This window comes from Pedobacter nanyangensis, from assembly GCF_003313505.1.
GTDB lineage: Bacteria > Bacteroidota > Bacteroidia > Sphingobacteriales > Sphingobacteriaceae > Pedobacter > Pedobacter nanyangensis.
In genome coordinates this window covers 222085-237205 of record NZ_QMHO01000006.1, presented here as the reverse complement: position 1 = coordinate 237205, position 15121 = coordinate 222085, and the positions used below count along the sequence as shown (strand labels likewise).

Genomic DNA, 15121 nt, shown 5'->3' with positions numbered 1-15121 from the left:
ATAAACATATCCAAAGATCTCTCCACAGGGTCGAGATGACGAAATGCCTATACCACTAACCATTGTCCATAAATTCAGGTTTAAGACCTCGAAGAGGTGAAATATTTATAAAAATAGGCCTCTTTGTGTACGACTCCTACGGAGTCGCATGATTTCGCATACATATTTCTCTATAAGGATTGAAATCCTTCGGATTTTCGCTTCTCTAATGGTGGTGATAATTTTCAGCTTTCCGCGCAATAGCATTGGCCGTTGCTTTAACAGCGCCAAAACAGCAACAAACCACCCCGTAGCGTAAAAAAGCAGCACAAATCCACCGGTTTTCAGCGTTAGCGGCCAGGTTTGCTGTACAACAATCCAGGGGTTCTGTACAGCATTTGCGCCTTGCTGTACGGAATTTTTTGGGATCCGCATAACAATCCTAAAGTTCTATACAACATTGGTGCTTTGCTGTATGGAATTTTTTGGGATCCGTATAACAATCCTAAAGTTCCATACAACATTGGTGCTTTGCTGTACAGAAACCATTCCTTTCCGTACAGCAAACCTGGAAACCCGTACGTAACCCCTCTTTTGCAACACATAAAATTTGCCTTGCCATACAGCAAGCCAGCATTTCCACCCTGCAAACCTGCGTTGCGGGGTTTCCCGCTTCCCTTGCAGGGCTAACGCCTTGCGTTGCACTATTGATCGTCTCCTTTTAAGGTTTAGCCCGCCGCTTTTTTACGCCATTCCCCAGTATCTCCGCCAAGAAAACAAAAGGATAAGGTTTAGATGACCACAAAACTGTAGATTTTTCGCTATTTTCGACCATCTACTAAACACCATAGCTCATGAAAAGGATACTTTCAATAGATGGGGGCGGGATCAGGGGCATTATCCCAGGAATGATTTTGGTGGCCCTGGAAGAAAAAATTCAACGGGCCACAAACAACCCAAATGCGCACCTAACCGATTATTTCGACTTTTTTGCCGGCACCAGTACCGGGGGCATTCTATTATCGATACTATTATGCCCAGACGACGGTGAACCCACCAAACAAAAATACACCGCCAAACAGGCTTTGGATATCTATCTTGATCATGGTACCGAAATATTTACCGCAAGTAGGTGGCGGCGTTTTCTGAGCAGGTTTGGCTTGCTCAGTGAACTGTACGACAATACCGTTTTGGAGAAAGTTTTGGCCAGTTACCTGGGCAAGCGCAGGCTCAGCGAGCTGTTAAGGCCCTGCATTATTACGGCATACAACATTGAGCTGCGCAAAAACCACCTTTTCCGCCAGCAAAAAGCAATATCCCATGGCGAGTCAAGAGACTTTTACATCAGGGACGTATGTAGGGCCACTTCCGCGGCGCCCACTTATTTCTCCGTTGCCGAAATCTTCTCGCTGGCCAAAACACGCTACCCGCTGGTTGATGGTGGAATGTTTGCCCATAATCCGGCGCTATCAGCCATGTTAGAGGTAATCAAAAGCTATAATACATATCAAATAGACGATATATGGATCCTCTCGCTAGGTACCGGTTTATCCAAAATATCGTACAACTACGAAGATTTTAAGAAGAAAAAGGCAATTTCCATAGGGCCGGCTTTGGTGGATATCATGAGCAGCAGCTCCGCCGAGAGTACCGATTATTTTTTGAGGCAATTGTTCCGCTCGGTAAAAAAATCCGGTAACTATATCAGGATAGAACCCAATAACCTTTCCTCCATTGATCCGGCCATGGATGCCGCTTCGGTTTCCAATATCCAAAAAATCGTGTCGTTGGGCGATAAGCTGGTAAGCGAAAACGAAGAACTGTTGGACCAAATTGTTACGCAGCTTATCGAAGACCAAAAGAAGACCAACCACAACGACTCCGTTTGGAATTTCCTGAAAAGATAAGCGGCAACCAGCAAAAAGGGCCCAAATAATGGCCAAAGCCGATCTTTTAAAAAGCAGCGCCCCATTTTAAATCCTAAAACAGCTGCGCTTATCTGTAAGCAGGCTAACTTAAATCGGTATAAAAGCCTAAATTTGTGGAACCAAAAAACAATCAGGTGAGAAAATTACAACTGCTATTCCTAATGGTTGCCTTATCAGGCTTTGCCTGTATCGCTCCAAAACAACATCATTACATCTCCTTTAAAACTGCCAAAGCATTTCATGATTTCCTGAACCGTAAAACAACGGCATATCCGCTGCTAAGCGCACACCGTGGGGCACCAATGCCCGGTTTCCCTGAAAACGCTATCGAAACGTTTGAAAATGCAACAACCTACCAGCCCGTAATTATTGAGTTTGATGTGGCCCTGAGCAAAGATTCGGCCCTGGTCATTATGCACGACGACCGCTTGGACAGAACTACCAACGGGAAGGGGCTGATAGGCCAGCAAACCTATGCCCAGCTCAAAGCGCTTAACCTTAAGGACAATGAAGGCCAATTGACCAATTTCAAAATCCCCACCTTGGAAGAAGTGCTTCGGTGGGGCAAAGATAAAGTCCTGTTCACCATTGATATCAAGCGGGGCGTTCCCTACCCAAAAATTATCGAAGCCGTCCGTAAAACCAAATCAGAAACCAACGCCATCATCATTACCTATAATGCCAACCAGGCCGCAGAGGTGCATCGCCTAGCCCCTGATCTGATGATTTCTGCCACCGTAAAAAGCCCCGAAGATTTGGAGCGTTTAAATAAAATGGGGGTGCCTAACCATAAGATCATTGCCTTTGTGGGCATATCAGAACCCCATCAAAACCTTTACCAATATTTGCACAGCAAGGGCATAAGTACTATTTTGGGAACCATGGGCAACCTGGATACAAGCGCAAAGGCAAGTGCCAACAAGCAGGTATTCGGCAACCTGGTGGCCAACGGTGCAGATGTGCTATCTACCGATGAACTGAAATTGGCCGGCCAACAGTTGGATGCCTATCGAAAAGACAAGCAATTGAAACTTAAGAACATAAATATCAGGTAAATTGAGCGTAGTTGTAAAAGAATTGGCCAAACACTATGGCCAGCAAAAAGCAGTTGACCAAATCAGCTTTGAAGCAAGGCCGGGCCGCATATTAGGCTTTTTGGGCCCAAACGGTGCCGGTAAATCCACTACCATGAAAATGCTGACCGGCTATTTGCAGCCTACTTCAGGCAAAGCCGAAATTGCAGGAAAAGATATACAGGCCCATGGCCTGGAGGTAAAGAAACTGATCGGGTACCTGCCCGAAAATACACCATTGTACATGGATATGTACGTGCGTGAGTTTTTGAGCTTTGTAGCCCAAACTTACGGTTTGAAAAACATTGCCCAACGCCTCACCGATGTGATACGGCAAGTAGGCCTGGGGCAGGAGCAGCATAAAAAGATCGGGATGTTGTCCAAAGGGTACAAACAACGGGTAGGCCTGGCCCAGGCCATTATCCACCAGCCGCAAGTGTTAATTTTGGATGAACCCACCTCGGGCTTGGATCCCAACCAGCTTTCCGATATCAGGAACTTGATCAAAAACCTGGGCAAAGACCGTACGGTCATCATCTCCACGCACATTATGCAGGAAGTTGAGGCCCTTTGTGATGATGTGATCATTATCCATAAAGGGGTACTGGTGGCCAATGCTGCCATTGATGAACTGAAGAAAGCCCATCAGCACAAAACCCTGGAGCAGATATTTAAACAGCTAACCCTATAAAATATGATACCGAAAATTACTGCGCTTGCCGGTTTACTTGTACTTTCCCTATGCTTTGGTGCACAAGCGCAGCAAATTAGCCTGGGCCTATCTCCCGAAATCAACTTGCCTACCGGCAATGCCTCCAATGTGAGCGGCATAGGTTTTGGCGGGTCCTTCAAAGCCGAATTTGGAATTAACTACAAATATGCCATTACCGCAAACGGGGGCTATAACCTTTTTATAGGCAAAAAATATATCGGCAGCAGGATACCCAGTATCGAAGCTGTTCCCGCCAAGCTGGGTTTCAAGTACTATCCCACCACCGATTTTTACGTGGAGGCACAAGCAGGAGCCGCTTTCCATATCGGTAATTCTTCCAGAACTTCATTGGTGTGGTCGCCGGGCTTTGGTACCCGTTTTAAAACCGGAACGGCCAACCATAAAATAGAATTTGGGTTACGATACGAAGCCTGGGGCAATAAAAGCTACAGTAGTGGTAACACCAACCTAAAAGCTACAAATTTCAGCTTTATTGGATTAAAGTTAGGTTATATATTTGCCCTTTAACGACTGTTTTTTAAAAATAATAGGTTGTTTTCCAATTGTTTGTAATTTTTTTGTGAAAAAACTGTAACTATTGGCTTAGTTGTTGTGTCTATTGAGGCAATTATTAATTAATACACAAATTTAAATTACGTTAAGTATGAAAAAACTATTATTATCATTAGCTCTTGTAGCTGGATTAGGTCTAGCTGCTAATGCACAAACTGAAGGTGCTGTTAGAAAATTAAGCGTAGGTGCTGAGTTTGGTTTCCCTACAGGTGATAACTCAAAAGACAACATGATTGTTGGTGGTTCATTACAATATGAGCACCCAGTTGCACAATCGTTCAACATCACCCTTTCTGGTGGTTACTTGTCAAACATGCTAACTGGCGATACCAAAAAAGCTTACGAGGCACTTGGATGGAAAACTAGCTATGGCTTTGTTCCAGTTAAAGCAGGTGGTAAATACTATTTTGGTGGTAACTTTTATGGTGCTGCTGAACTAGGTGCTACTTTTGGTACTGAATCAGGTGCTGGTACTGCTTTCACTTATGCTCCAGGTTTAGGTGCTTCATTCTCATTAGCTGATAAATCTAGCTTAGATTTCGGTGTACGTTATGAGAGCTGGTCTAACAACGGTACTTTATCATTCATAGGCTTACGTGCAGCTTTTGCATTTGGCCTATAACGGAAAAAACAATTAATATAGCACTGTAATTGTGTTAGTTAGGCACAAATGCAGAAAAAATATAAAAAACCCCGACGATGTTGGGGTTTTTTATTGACTAAATGATTAGTTTTGCAAATCATTAATTAACAATCAAATAATCTAAAAAAACAAAATGAAAAAAATTCTTCTACTATTAACCTTGGCAGCAGGGTTAAATGTTGTAGCAAACGCTCAAGACAAACCAGTTTCTTTCGGGGTTAAAGCAGGCGTTGCTTTTCCTAACTTGAAATTTTCTGCTATGGGCATGTCCGTAAGCGCTGATGCTAAAACTACTTTTTATGTTGGCGGCGTAGCTGATATCAAAGTGTCTAACATTTTCTCTGTACAACCGGGCCTAACTTTTATGAGCAAAGGTACTAAATCAGGTGGTGATGTGTTTGCTGCCGAGGACATGGAAGTAGAAACAGAATCTGTTAGCATCAATGTATCTTACTTAGAACTTCCAGTAAACCTTTTGGCTAACTTTAACGCTGGTTCAGGTAAATTCTTTGTAGGCGCTGGTCCTTATGCTGCTTATGCATTAAGCGGAAATACCAAAGTGGGCGGTTCAAAAGAAGATATTACTTTTGGTTCAGGTGATGATGATATGAAAAGATTTGATTTTGGTGTAAATTTCTTAACCGGCTACCAACTAAACAATGGTTTGAATATCCATGCTGGTTATGGTTTAGGCTTAGGAAATTTAGCTAACGATAATAACTCTGGTTTTAATGCTAGCGCAAAAAACAAGGTGTTCTCTGTTGGCTTAGGCTTCATGTTCTAAGAAAAAAGACATCGCAAACCAAAGGGCCCTGGCAATTTTGCTAGGGCTTTTTTGTTTTAACAGATATTGCATAACTTCGGCATCACAATCTAAGGGCATGCTAGCAGTATTCAAAAGAGAGTTATTCAGTTTCCTCAATTCCTTAATGGCCTACATTACCATCGGTATATTTTTACTGGCCTGTGGTTTAATGTTCTGGTTTTTTCCTGATACTTCCATTTTGGAATATGGCTATGCCGAAATGGACGGTTTTTTTGGCCTGGTGCCTTATCTATTTATGTTCCTCATTTCGGCCATCACCATGCGTTCATTTGCCGAAGAAAGAAAAGAAGGAACCTATGTGTTGCTGGCCACTCGGCCATTAACCAATCTGCAAATCATTGGGGCAAAATACCTGGCCTGCCTGGTATTGGTGCTGTTTGCCCTGTTGCCCACCTTAATTTATTGCTACAGCATTGCACAGCTAGGCTTGCCAAAGGGAAATTTGGATACCGGCGCAATCATTGGCTCGTACATAGGCCTGTTTTTGCTAGGGAGTGCTTTTACCGCCATCGGCGTGTTTGCTTCTTCTTTTACCAAAAACCAGGTGATTGCATTTGCCGTATCGGTGTTTTTATGTTTTTTCGCCTACAGTGGCTTTGATTCCATTAGCAAGGTATCGGCCTTCCAACCTATAGAAAGCCAGTTGGCCAATTTAGGCATCGCCGAACATTACCAGTCTATCAGTAGGGGAGTTCTGGATACGCGAGATGTGGTTTATTTTGGCTCGTTCGTAGCTTTGTTTTTTGGTTTAACCCATGTAGTGATTGGAGGCAGAAAATGGTAGATCAGGGAACGAGGAACAAGGAGCAAGGAGCAAAGAAAAGCAACATCTTAAAACCAGTGCTATTTGTATTGGCATTGGTAGTGGTGAATGTATTGGCACAGTTTGCTTATACCCGTATCGATTTCACCAGGGAAAAACGTTTTACGCTCACGCCAAAAACCAAAGAAATTCTTCAGCAGAACAAGCACGAGGTTGTGGTCACCATTTATTTGGATGGAGACATGCCTGCGGCATTTAAGCGCCTGCGCAATGCCACCAAAGATTTGCTGGCCGATTATAAAGCATATGCCAAAGGGGATTTCAAAGTGGTGTTTGTTGACCCGCTTTCGGGGCTTTCTGCGGCAGAGCAGGATACGGTTATCCAGCAACTGTTTGAGGTGGGGATTAAACCTACCAACATCAATATTAAAACAGATGCCGGTTTCGCTGAAAAGCTGGTTTACCCAATGGCCATGATCGAGAGCAATGGCAAGCGCATGCCCGTAAAGCTATTGCAGAATTTGGGTGGCGAGGCTTCTAATTATGATCAGAGCATTAACAATTCCATTAAAAACCTGGAGTACGTATTTACGTCTTCGTTGAAAAAGGTCATCACCGGCTATAACCCACGAGTGGGCTTTACCGAAGGAAATGGCGAGCCTGATAGCCGGTATTTGTACGATGCCATTAGCACGCTTGCCGACAGCTATGTGGTTGGCCGCGTAAACTTAGACTCGATTACCAAAGAGGGTTTGGATAGCTTGAAAATGTTGGTTGTTGCCAAGCCTTTGAATACCTTTACCGAAGCTCAAAAATATAAAATCAACTATTTTGTAATGAAAGGCGGCCACGTACTGTGGTCGATAGACCAAGTGCGGATGAGCTTGGACAGTTTGCGCAGTGGCAGGTCTTTTATGGCCGGCAATAACATGCTTAACCTAGATGACATGCTGTTTGAGTACGGTGCCAGGGTAAACTACAATATCATTGCAGACGTAAATTGTGCCGAAATTCCGGTGGCCATGTCCGGTGGCCCACGCGGCGACATCCAACTGGCTCCTTGGCTATACTATCCAATTTTACTGCCAGATACCAGCAATAGCGTGGTAAAAAACCTGGATAACGTTAAAGCCGAATTTGCCAGCACGATAGATACCATTGGCAGTAAAAATGTAAGCAAGCACATCATTTTGTCTACCTCGCCCTATAACAAGGTTTATACTTCGCCCAAATTGTTTAACCTGCAAATGGTTGAAGAGGAACCCACCCAAAAGGAGTTTAACAGTACGCCAAAAAGTGTGGGCGTGTTGCTTGAGGGAAGCTTTAAATCGGTTTTTTTAAATCGCCCGGTGCCAAACGGCATCACCGAGCGTTATGACGTACCCGCCCAAAGCAAGCCCACAAAAATGATTGTAATAGGCGATGGGGATATTTTTATGAACCAGGTTTCGGCAGATGGCTCGCCGTTTCCGCTGGGCTTTGACCGATATACGCAACAAAATTTTGGCAACAAGGCACTGCTACTGAATATTGTAGATTATTTTACCAGTGCGGATAACCTTATCGCCCTGCGCAATAAGGAAATTACCGTACGACCTTTGGATAAAACACTGTTACGTACCGAAAAAACTAAATGGCAATTGGTAAATACCGTAGTGCCAATTTTAGTGTTGATATGTTTTGCAATTTTTCAACATTATTATCGTAAACACAAGTATGCAAGGTAAAATTTCATACTTTTGAATCTATATATAACAAACTATGAGATTTATAGTATCTACGTCGACATTATTAAAACATTTACAAACGGTTAATGGTGCTTCGAGCAGCAGCACAGTATTGCCTATCCTAGAAAATTTCCTGTTTGAGATTAAAGAAGGAAATTTGACCATTTCTGCTACCGACTTGCAAACCAGTATGACTACGGCCTTGCCAGTTGAGTCAAAAGAAGAAGGAAAGGTTGCCGTACCCTCAAGAATTTTGCTCGATACTTTGAAGACTTTGCCTGACCAGCCAATTACCTTCCATGTAGATGATAATACTTTTGCCATCGAAATTAGTGCTGGTGACGGAAAATATAAATTAAGTGGTGAAAACGGAGATGATTTTCCTAAAATCCCGGTAGTAGACAATGCCTCTTCGGTAAACTTGCCTGCGTCGGTACTGAGCGAAGCCATCACCAAAACAATTTTTGCGGTAAGTAATGACGAGCTTCGTCCGGCAATGACTGGCGTGTTTTGTCAACTATCCCCTCAAAACATCACTTTTGTAGCTACTGATGCCCATAAATTGGTCCGCTACAGAAGAAACGATACCAAGGCTGATAAAGCATCGTCTTTTATCTTGCCCAAAAAAGCTTTAACCTTGTTGAAAGCTGCTTTGCCAAATAGCGATGTCAATGTTTCGGTAGATTATAACGCTACCAGTGCTTTCTTCAAGTTCGAAAATATTAATTTAATTTGTCGCTTAATTGACGAGCGTTACCCTGATTACGAGGCGGTAATTCCTGCAAACAATCCTAACAAATTGGTAATTGATAGGGCTTTGTTCTTGAATACTTTGCGTAGGGTAGTAATTTTTGCCAACAAAACCACACACCAGGTGCGTTTAAAAATCAACGGAAGTGAATTGAACATTTCTTCGGAAGATTTGGACTTTGCTAACGAAGCCCACGAACGTTTGAGCTGCCAATATGATGGCGAAGACCTGGAAATTGGTTTCAATGCTCGTTTCCTGATCGAGATGCTGAACAACCTAAGCGGTGAGGAAGTCACTTTAGAGCTTTCTACCCCAAATAGGGCAGGCTTGTTGATCCCTCAAACTAATGATGAGAGCGAAGATGTTTTGATGTTGGTAATGCCGGTAATGTTAAACAGCAGCTACTAAAAATATATCGCTTGCTTGCTAGGCAAAAGCCCCGCACTTGCGGGGCTTTTGTGGTATTGATACACCCACTCCTTTCTTTACTAAATCAAATGTCATAATCGTAAATAGGTGTTTTTTTGCAAGGCATATTGTTTATTTTAGCGGAAAAATTTAACTACATTGGAAATACTAGATTTATTAATTAAGCTACTTACCGATACTAAAGATACTTTAGTGACCATTATCCAGAATTACAGAACCTGGACCTACCTTATTTTGTTCATCATTATTTTTGCAGAGACAGGATTTGTAGTTACGCCTTTTTTGCCTGGCGACTCAATGCTGTTTGCCGTTGGAGCACTTATTGCCGGTGGCGATACAGGACTGAACATTTGGTTTATGTGCTTTATTTTAACTGGGGCGGCAATTTTGGGAAATTCCCTTAACTATCGGTTGGGGAGGTTTTTTGGCGTAAAAGTATTTAAGGAAGAGAATAAGATTTTAAAGCTCAAGTATTACCACCAATCGCACGAGTATTTCGAAAAACATGGCGCTAAGGCGATTGTATTTAGCAGGTTCCTGCCAATTTTTAGGACTGTGGCGCCGTTTGTAGCTGGTGCGGCACGAATGTCTTTCGGCAAATTTACCGCTTATAACATTATTGGCGGAGTAGCATGGATTTTCAGTTTATCATTTGCAGGTTATCTGTTGGGCAAAATTCCTTTTGTAGAGAAAAATTTCGAGGTGATTATTGTGATTATTGCCGTAGGTACCTTTGCACCGGTAATTATAGCCGGACTAAAATCGCTCTTTAAAAAGAAAGAAAAAATAGAGGATAGCGAAACAACGATCTAGCATAAAGCCCCGCAAGTGCGGGGCTTTTTTTACCTTAAACAGTGCTGGTTTGATTTTTTAAAAAACGACAAGTGTGTTTGATATACTGCTGATGGCCGATAGATTTTAATACCTATGGGGTTGGTAAGCTGAAATTATAAATGCGGAGTTTAGTATTGGGTAACTTCCAGTTTAGAATTTAATCACATACACATTTAAACTGGCCGCTATCAATTTTGATGGCAATTGTACAATGGCATAAGTTTTTTGGAGGCTTAAGGCGCTTGGAAGCACTAAACAGAAAATTGCGGATAAACGCTCAAAAGCATGGGCGTAGAATGGTTGCAGCAATTACTTTTGACATTAGCCCCGACAGCAATGGAAAGCCCGCAAGCGAACGTAGTGAGTGCGGACTTGGAATGGAAGGCGGGAATATCGGAATTGTTTTGCAGGGATTTTGCGCTTCAAACCATGAGCAATAGGGTTGTGGTAAGATGGGGGAAATCGTAATTAAAACTCCCTTCCAATAATCTTTCCTTCCTGATATTTTTTGTCTACCTTTTCGGCCTGCTGCTTATCTTCAATAGTCGCTTCAATTTTGATCATATTCCTTAAGTCGGGCTGGCCGGCATCAACCCAGGCCGAAAACCAAAAGCAACCCACTTTAATAATCGATGAACGCATTTGGCGCTCTACCATGCCTTTCATCATATCCTGATAGGCTTTAGTATAGGCTACGGAGTACTGCTTCATCACGTTTTTGCCCCTCATCGAGAAGTCATATTTTTGGTCGGCAGGAAATGAGGCATTAAGCTTTGCTTCGAAAGTGAGTACAGTATCCACCATGGTATGCGCTTTTTTGACGATTTTCCAGGCTTCCTTTAGCGGGTTTTCGATGTAACTGGCCTTGCCCACCAAAAGGTTGTAATCTTTGGCAAACAGCTCGGGAATACGGCTCTCCCAAAAGCCATGTATGCCCGTTTGGTTGGTAAGTTGTCCGTTGTGGTTTTTGGTGGTGTGCAAAGGTACATGGGCATCGGCCACATAGTGGCCCAAATCTGCCGAGTATCTTAATATTTTTAATGAATCACGCTCTTTAAAAGCCCTTACCAAATTGTTGTAGGTACGCTGTATTTGCCAAGGAACCATGCCATCGCTGGCAATTTTTTTTGCGCCATATTTGTTTACCGCATCGTTCCATTTTTCGGGGATGCTATCAATATGGTCTTCATAGTTCTCTACGTCCAAATAATGCCTGGGTGCTTCGGCAGTATCGGCATATCTTCTTTTATCGGGGTCAATGGCATGTTCGGTAATGTACTTGTGGTTATTTTTGTAAAAGCCAATCATGCCCTCGGGAAGTGTAAAAATTGCTAGCTGATTGATTCGTTTGTGCGCAAAAAAGCCCCAGGAAGAGCATAGTACAACGGTACCGAGTAACAGCAAAAAAACAGGCAGCTTTTTCATGGGGCCAACATCAAGGGGGTTATAAAATTTTTTTCCATAAAAATAGCAAAAACACTTGCTTATCGCTAAAATCTGACAAATTTTTGTCGGCTTTTAAAGTCTTTTGCTCTTGTCAAAATAGCTATATTTGTCCCAAAATATAAATCTTATGCAAGAAATAAAGAAATATGTAGAAGATAATAAGCAGCGTTTTTTAGACGAGCTTTTCGAGTTATTGCGTTTTCCTTCGGTAAGTGCTGATCCAAAATATAAAGGGGATGTGTTGAGAACCGCTGATTTCGTTGCGCAAAAATTAAAAGACGCCGGTGCTGATCAGGTAGAGATTTGTGAAACTGCTGGATATCCAATTGTATATGGAGAAAAAATAGTTGATGCCAGTTTGCCAACAGTTTTGATATATGGCCACTATGATGTGCAGCCGCCAGATCCGCTGGAGCTTTGGGAAACTCCCCCTTTTGAGCCTACCGTACGCGATGGTAAAATTTATGCCCGTGGTGCCTGCGATGATAAAGGCCAGTTTTACATGCACGTTAAGGCATTTGAACTTATGATGCAAACCAACACTTTAGCTTGTAACGTAAAGTTTATGATTGAAGGTGAGGAAGAAGTTGGTTCTGCCAATTTGGGTATCTTTGTAAATGCCAATAAGGAGCGCTTGAAAGCCGATGTGGTATTGATTTCGGATACTTCGATGATCAGTATGGAAAACCCTTCTATTGAAACGGGTTTAAGAGGTTTAGCCTACATGGAGGTAGAAGTTATAGGGCCCAACAGAGATTTACATTCAGGTGTTTATGGTGGTGCGGTAGCAAATCCAGCAACTATTCTTTGCAAAATGATTGCTTCATTGCATGATGAAAATAACCATATTACTATTCCTGAGTTTTATGACAAAGTGGTGGAGTTAACCGATGCTGAGAAGCAAGCGTTAAATTCGGCGCCATTTGATTTGGAAGAATATAAGAAGGATTTAGATATTGATGCCGAGTGGGGTGAAAAAGGCTATTCTACTTTGGAACGTACCGGTACCAGGCCAACGTTAGAAGTAAATGGTATTTGGAGTGGTTACATTGGCGAAGGTGCTAAAACGGTATTGCCAAGCAAAGCAAATGCAAAGATTTCGATGCGTTTGGTACCTAACCAAAATTCGGACGAAATTAGCGAGATTTTTGCTAAGCACTTTGAGAAGATTGCACCAAAAGGAGTAAAGGTAAAGGTTACACCGCATCATGGCGGCGAGCCTGTGGTTACGCCAACCGACAGTGTGGCTTATCGTGCTGCCGAAAAAGCCATTGAGGAAAGTTTCGGTAAAAAGCCAATTCCTACGCGTGGTGGTGGCAGTATTCCAATTGTAGCCTTGTTTGAAAACGTACTTGGCATCAAATCAGTGCTGTTTGGCTTTGGATTAGATAGTGATGCCTTACACTCGCCAAATGAAAAGTACGATATCTTCAATTATTATAAAGGAATTGAAACATTGCCTTTATTCCATAAATATTACGCAGAGCTGAATAAGTAAACTTATTTTGAACTGCAAAAATAGCGAAGCCTTTCTGCCTAAGTGCAGAAAGGCTTTTTTGTTTGTGTTTGATTTTTTTGTTTTAAATAAATTACATTTTGTTTTAATTTGTTTATTTTGGTTTTTATTAAAAACCTGAACAAGCATTCGCTAAAATTATATCATGTAACGTATGAGCACAAAATCCCTTTTCAGAAAGCAGCTTTTGATACTGGCCTTGTGGCCCTTTGCTACCTTTGCCCAAAAGAACGAAATCAACGTGTTGAAGTTTAGGGACGTTCGGGAGCTGAAGGCCTTTTTTAAGCATGGGGAAAAGAACTTTCCAATCATTAGCGGCCATCGTGGTGGAATGACCAAGGGATTTCCGGAGAACTCGATGGAAACCTTTGCCAATACCTTAAAGTATATGCCATCTTTTTTTGAAATAGATCCGCGATTGACCAAAGACAGTGTGGCCGTTTTAATGCACGATGCCACTTTGGAACGAACCACCAACGGTACAGGGAAACTGTCGGATTATACCTATGCCGAAATACAAAAGTTGAGGTTAAAAGATCCAGCGGGAAACTTGACCGATTGTAAGATACCCACGTTGAAAGAGGCTATTTTATGGAGCAAGGGCAAAACGGTAATGAATTTGGACAAAAAGGATGTGCCTCTGGAGATGACTGCCCGTATTTTAAAAGAGTGCAATAATGAGGCGGTAATGCTTACCGTTCATAATGCCAAACAGGCCAAGTTTTATTTAAATCAAAATCCAAATTGGATGCTTTCGGTGCATATCAAAACCAAAAAGGCTTTTGATGAATATGAAAAAGCAGGGATCCCCTGGGGAAGCGTTATTGCTTACATAGGTTCAGCATACACCCCTGAGAACAAGGAGCTGATGAGGCTTTTGCAGCAAAAGGGCGTAATGGTGATGATTTCGTCGGCGCCAAGCTACGATAAATTGGCTACGGCGCAAGAAAGAGCGCAGGCTTACCTCGATATCTTTAAGGGCGGTGCCGATATCTTAGAGTCGGATTTACCGGTTGAGGTAGCACAGGCCATTAAAAATATGGTGCCTGAAAATACGCCCCAGCATAAATATTTAGGTAAGGCTAAGCTGTAGTGCGGGCTACCAGGAAAATGGGTTAGGCAATAATGACCTTAACTCCTTTTTCTTCGAGCTGTTGAACCGCCAATTCGGGTACTTTATCGTCGGTAATGATATAGGATACCTGTTCAAAGGTACAAACTTTGCCCAAGCCTCTTTTGTCGAATTTGGTGCTATCGGCTAAAATGACCACGGTTTGTGCCGTTTCGATCATTTTCTGGTCTAACGAAGCTTCGGCTAAATTGGTAATGGAAAAGCCAAAGTCCAGATCAATGCCATCAACACCTAAAAAAACAAAGCCACAAGAAATTTCTTCCAGTATTTTCTCGGCAAAATTACCTGCAACCGAAGAAGAGTTTGACCTGATCATGCCACCAAGCTGAAGTACTTCAACATTATTCCTGTTGCATAATTCCAGGCCAACTTTCAGGGCGGGGGTAATTACGGTAATGTGTTCCGTTGGATTTAGGAATCTGGCCATTTCAAACACGGTTGATCCAGATCCTATCGTGATCGAGTCGGTATTTTTGATAAGTTTTAATGCTGCTTTTGCGATGCGTTGTTTTTCATCAGCGTTAATGAGTTCTTTTTCGTAAATGCTCCTTTCGCTAGCATAGGGGTTTTTAATGGAACCACCGCCCCTTGTTCTGAAAAGGAGGTTTTTATCTTCCAGCATTTTTAGGTCTTTTCTGATGGTTACACCAGAAACTTTCATCAGGTCAATGAGTTCAATAATACTCACCTTACCGTCTTCCTTTAATTTTTTGAGGATATATTCGTGCCTGTCAGTGATGTTTTTCATGCTGAAAAGAGTTTGTTGCTAATATAAATATTTTGTGGCAT

General features: G+C 42.3%; 15 protein-coding genes. 13 read left to right on the top strand and 2 right to left on the bottom strand.

Annotated elements, in window-relative coordinates; genetic code table 11:
- Positions 1 to 833: 833 nt before the first annotated feature.
- The 11 genes from DUT71_RS12610 to DUT71_RS12560 all read left to right on the top strand — a co-directional run bounded on the left by DUT71_RS12610 (position 834) and on the right by DUT71_RS12560 (position 10678).
- Positions 834 to 1886, top strand: a complete 1053-nt coding sequence (locus DUT71_RS12610) for a patatin-like phospholipase family protein (protein ID WP_113662889.1) — start codon at positions 834 to 836, stop codon at positions 1884 to 1886.
- Positions 1887 to 2041: 155 nt separating this feature from the next.
- Complete coding sequence (locus DUT71_RS12605) at positions 2042 to 2962, top strand: glycerophosphodiester phosphodiesterase family protein (protein WP_240186920.1); 921 nt, start codon at positions 2042 to 2044, stop codon at positions 2960 to 2962.
- Position 2963: 1 nt separating this feature from the next.
- Complete coding sequence (locus DUT71_RS12600) at positions 2964 to 3671, top strand: ATP-binding cassette domain-containing protein (RefSeq protein ID WP_113662888.1); 708 nt, start codon at positions 2964 to 2966, stop codon at positions 3669 to 3671.
- A gap of 3 nt (positions 3672 to 3674) precedes the next feature.
- A complete protein-coding gene (locus DUT71_RS12595; RefSeq protein WP_113662887.1) occupies positions 3675 to 4220 on the top strand; it encodes a hypothetical protein in 546 nt (181 codons plus the stop codon).
- A 136-nt stretch (positions 4221 to 4356) separates the two neighbouring features.
- Entirely contained in the window at positions 4357 to 4887 is a 531-nt protein-coding gene (locus tag DUT71_RS12590) for a hypothetical protein (RefSeq protein WP_113662886.1), read from the top strand.
- A gap of 154 nt (positions 4888 to 5041) precedes the next feature.
- On the top strand, positions 5042 to 5692 hold the full coding sequence (locus DUT71_RS12585; RefSeq protein ID WP_113662885.1) for a porin family protein: 651 nt from the start codon (positions 5042 to 5044) through the stop codon (positions 5690 to 5692).
- Between the two features lie 97 nt (positions 5693 to 5789).
- Complete coding sequence (gldF, locus tag DUT71_RS12580; RefSeq protein ID WP_113662884.1) at positions 5790 to 6518, top strand: gliding motility-associated ABC transporter permease subunit GldF; 729 nt, start codon at positions 5790 to 5792, stop codon at positions 6516 to 6518.
- Positions 6512 to 8224 (top strand): gliding motility-associated ABC transporter substrate-binding protein GldG, encoded by a 1713-nt coding sequence (gene gldG, locus DUT71_RS12575; protein ID WP_113662883.1) that lies wholly within the window; start codon positions 6512 to 6514, stop codon positions 8222 to 8224. Before gldF ends, gldG begins: the two co-directional genes overlap by 7 nt.
- 34 nt (positions 8225 to 8258) lie before the next feature.
- Positions 8259 to 9383 carry a DNA polymerase III subunit beta gene (gene dnaN / locus DUT71_RS12570; RefSeq protein ID WP_113662882.1) on the top strand — a complete coding sequence of 375 codons (1125 nt, stop codon included), beginning with the start codon at positions 8259 to 8261 and terminating at the stop codon, positions 9381 to 9383.
- Between the two features lie 159 nt (positions 9384 to 9542).
- The gene (locus tag DUT71_RS12565) at positions 9543 to 10217 is read left to right on the top strand and encodes a VTT domain-containing protein (protein WP_394341146.1); all 675 of its coding nucleotides are present in this window, start codon (positions 9543 to 9545) and stop codon (positions 10215 to 10217) included.
- A gap of 218 nt (positions 10218 to 10435) precedes the next feature.
- Entirely contained in the window at positions 10436 to 10678 is a 243-nt protein-coding gene (locus DUT71_RS12560) for a hypothetical protein (protein ID WP_113662881.1), read from the top strand.
- 28 nt (positions 10679 to 10706) lie between these two features.
- Here DUT71_RS12560 and DUT71_RS12555 read toward each other — a convergent pair whose 3' ends face one another.
- The gene (locus DUT71_RS12555) at positions 10707 to 11663 is read right to left on the bottom strand and encodes a zinc dependent phospholipase C family protein (RefSeq protein WP_113662880.1); all 957 of its coding nucleotides are present in this window, start codon (positions 11661 to 11663) and stop codon (positions 10707 to 10709) included.
- Between the two features lie 148 nt (positions 11664 to 11811).
- Here DUT71_RS12555 and DUT71_RS12550 point away from each other — a divergent pair, with 148 nt between their 5' ends.
- Both DUT71_RS12550 and DUT71_RS12540 read left to right on the top strand, forming a co-directional pair.
- On the top strand, positions 11812 to 13182 hold the full coding sequence (locus DUT71_RS12550) for a dipeptidase (protein WP_113662879.1): 1371 nt from the start codon (positions 11812 to 11814) through the stop codon (positions 13180 to 13182).
- Between the two features lie 172 nt (positions 13183 to 13354).
- The gene (locus tag DUT71_RS12540; RefSeq protein ID WP_113662877.1) at positions 13355 to 14293 is read left to right on the top strand and encodes a glycerophosphodiester phosphodiesterase family protein; all 939 of its coding nucleotides are present in this window, start codon (positions 13355 to 13357) and stop codon (positions 14291 to 14293) included.
- A 22-nt stretch (positions 14294 to 14315) separates the two neighbouring features.
- Here the strand turns inward: DUT71_RS12540 and DUT71_RS12535 are convergent, their stop codons facing one another.
- The gene (locus tag DUT71_RS12535; protein WP_113662876.1) at positions 14316 to 15080 is read right to left on the bottom strand and encodes a DeoR/GlpR family DNA-binding transcription regulator; all 765 of its coding nucleotides are present in this window, start codon (positions 15078 to 15080) and stop codon (positions 14316 to 14318) included.
- Between the last annotated feature and the right edge of the window lie 41 nt (positions 15081 to 15121).

Coding starts and splice junctions, on each gene's coding strand:
- gldG (WP_113662883.1), top strand. CDS start 6,512: ATGGTAGATCAGGGAACGAGGAACAAGGAGCAAGGAGCAAAGAAAAGC.
- DUT71_RS12560 (WP_113662881.1), top strand. CDS start 10,436: ATGGCAATTGTACAATGGCATAAGTTTTTTGGAGGCTTAAGGCGCTTG.
- DUT71_RS12540 (WP_113662877.1), top strand. CDS start 13,355: ATGAGCACAAAATCCCTTTTCAGAAAGCAGCTTTTGATACTGGCCTTG.
- DUT71_RS12550 (WP_113662879.1), top strand. CDS start 11,812: ATGCAAGAAATAAAGAAATATGTAGAAGATAATAAGCAGCGTTTTTTA.
- DUT71_RS12590 (WP_113662886.1), top strand. CDS start 4,357: ATGAAAAAACTATTATTATCATTAGCTCTTGTAGCTGGATTAGGTCTA.
- DUT71_RS12535 (WP_113662876.1), bottom strand. CDS start 15,080: ATGAAAAACATCACTGACAGGCACGAATATATCCTCAAAAAATTAAAG.
- DUT71_RS12595 (WP_113662887.1), top strand. CDS start 3,675: ATGATACCGAAAATTACTGCGCTTGCCGGTTTACTTGTACTTTCCCTA.
- DUT71_RS12610 (WP_113662889.1), top strand. CDS start 834: ATGAAAAGGATACTTTCAATAGATGGGGGCGGGATCAGGGGCATTATC.
- gldF (WP_113662884.1), top strand. CDS start 5,790: ATGCTAGCAGTATTCAAAAGAGAGTTATTCAGTTTCCTCAATTCCTTA.
- DUT71_RS12555 (WP_113662880.1), bottom strand. CDS start 11,663: ATGAAAAAGCTGCCTGTTTTTTTGCTGTTACTCGGTACCGTTGTACTA.
- dnaN (WP_113662882.1), top strand. CDS start 8,259: ATGAGATTTATAGTATCTACGTCGACATTATTAAAACATTTACAAACG.
- DUT71_RS12585 (WP_113662885.1), top strand. CDS start 5,042: ATGAAAAAAATTCTTCTACTATTAACCTTGGCAGCAGGGTTAAATGTT.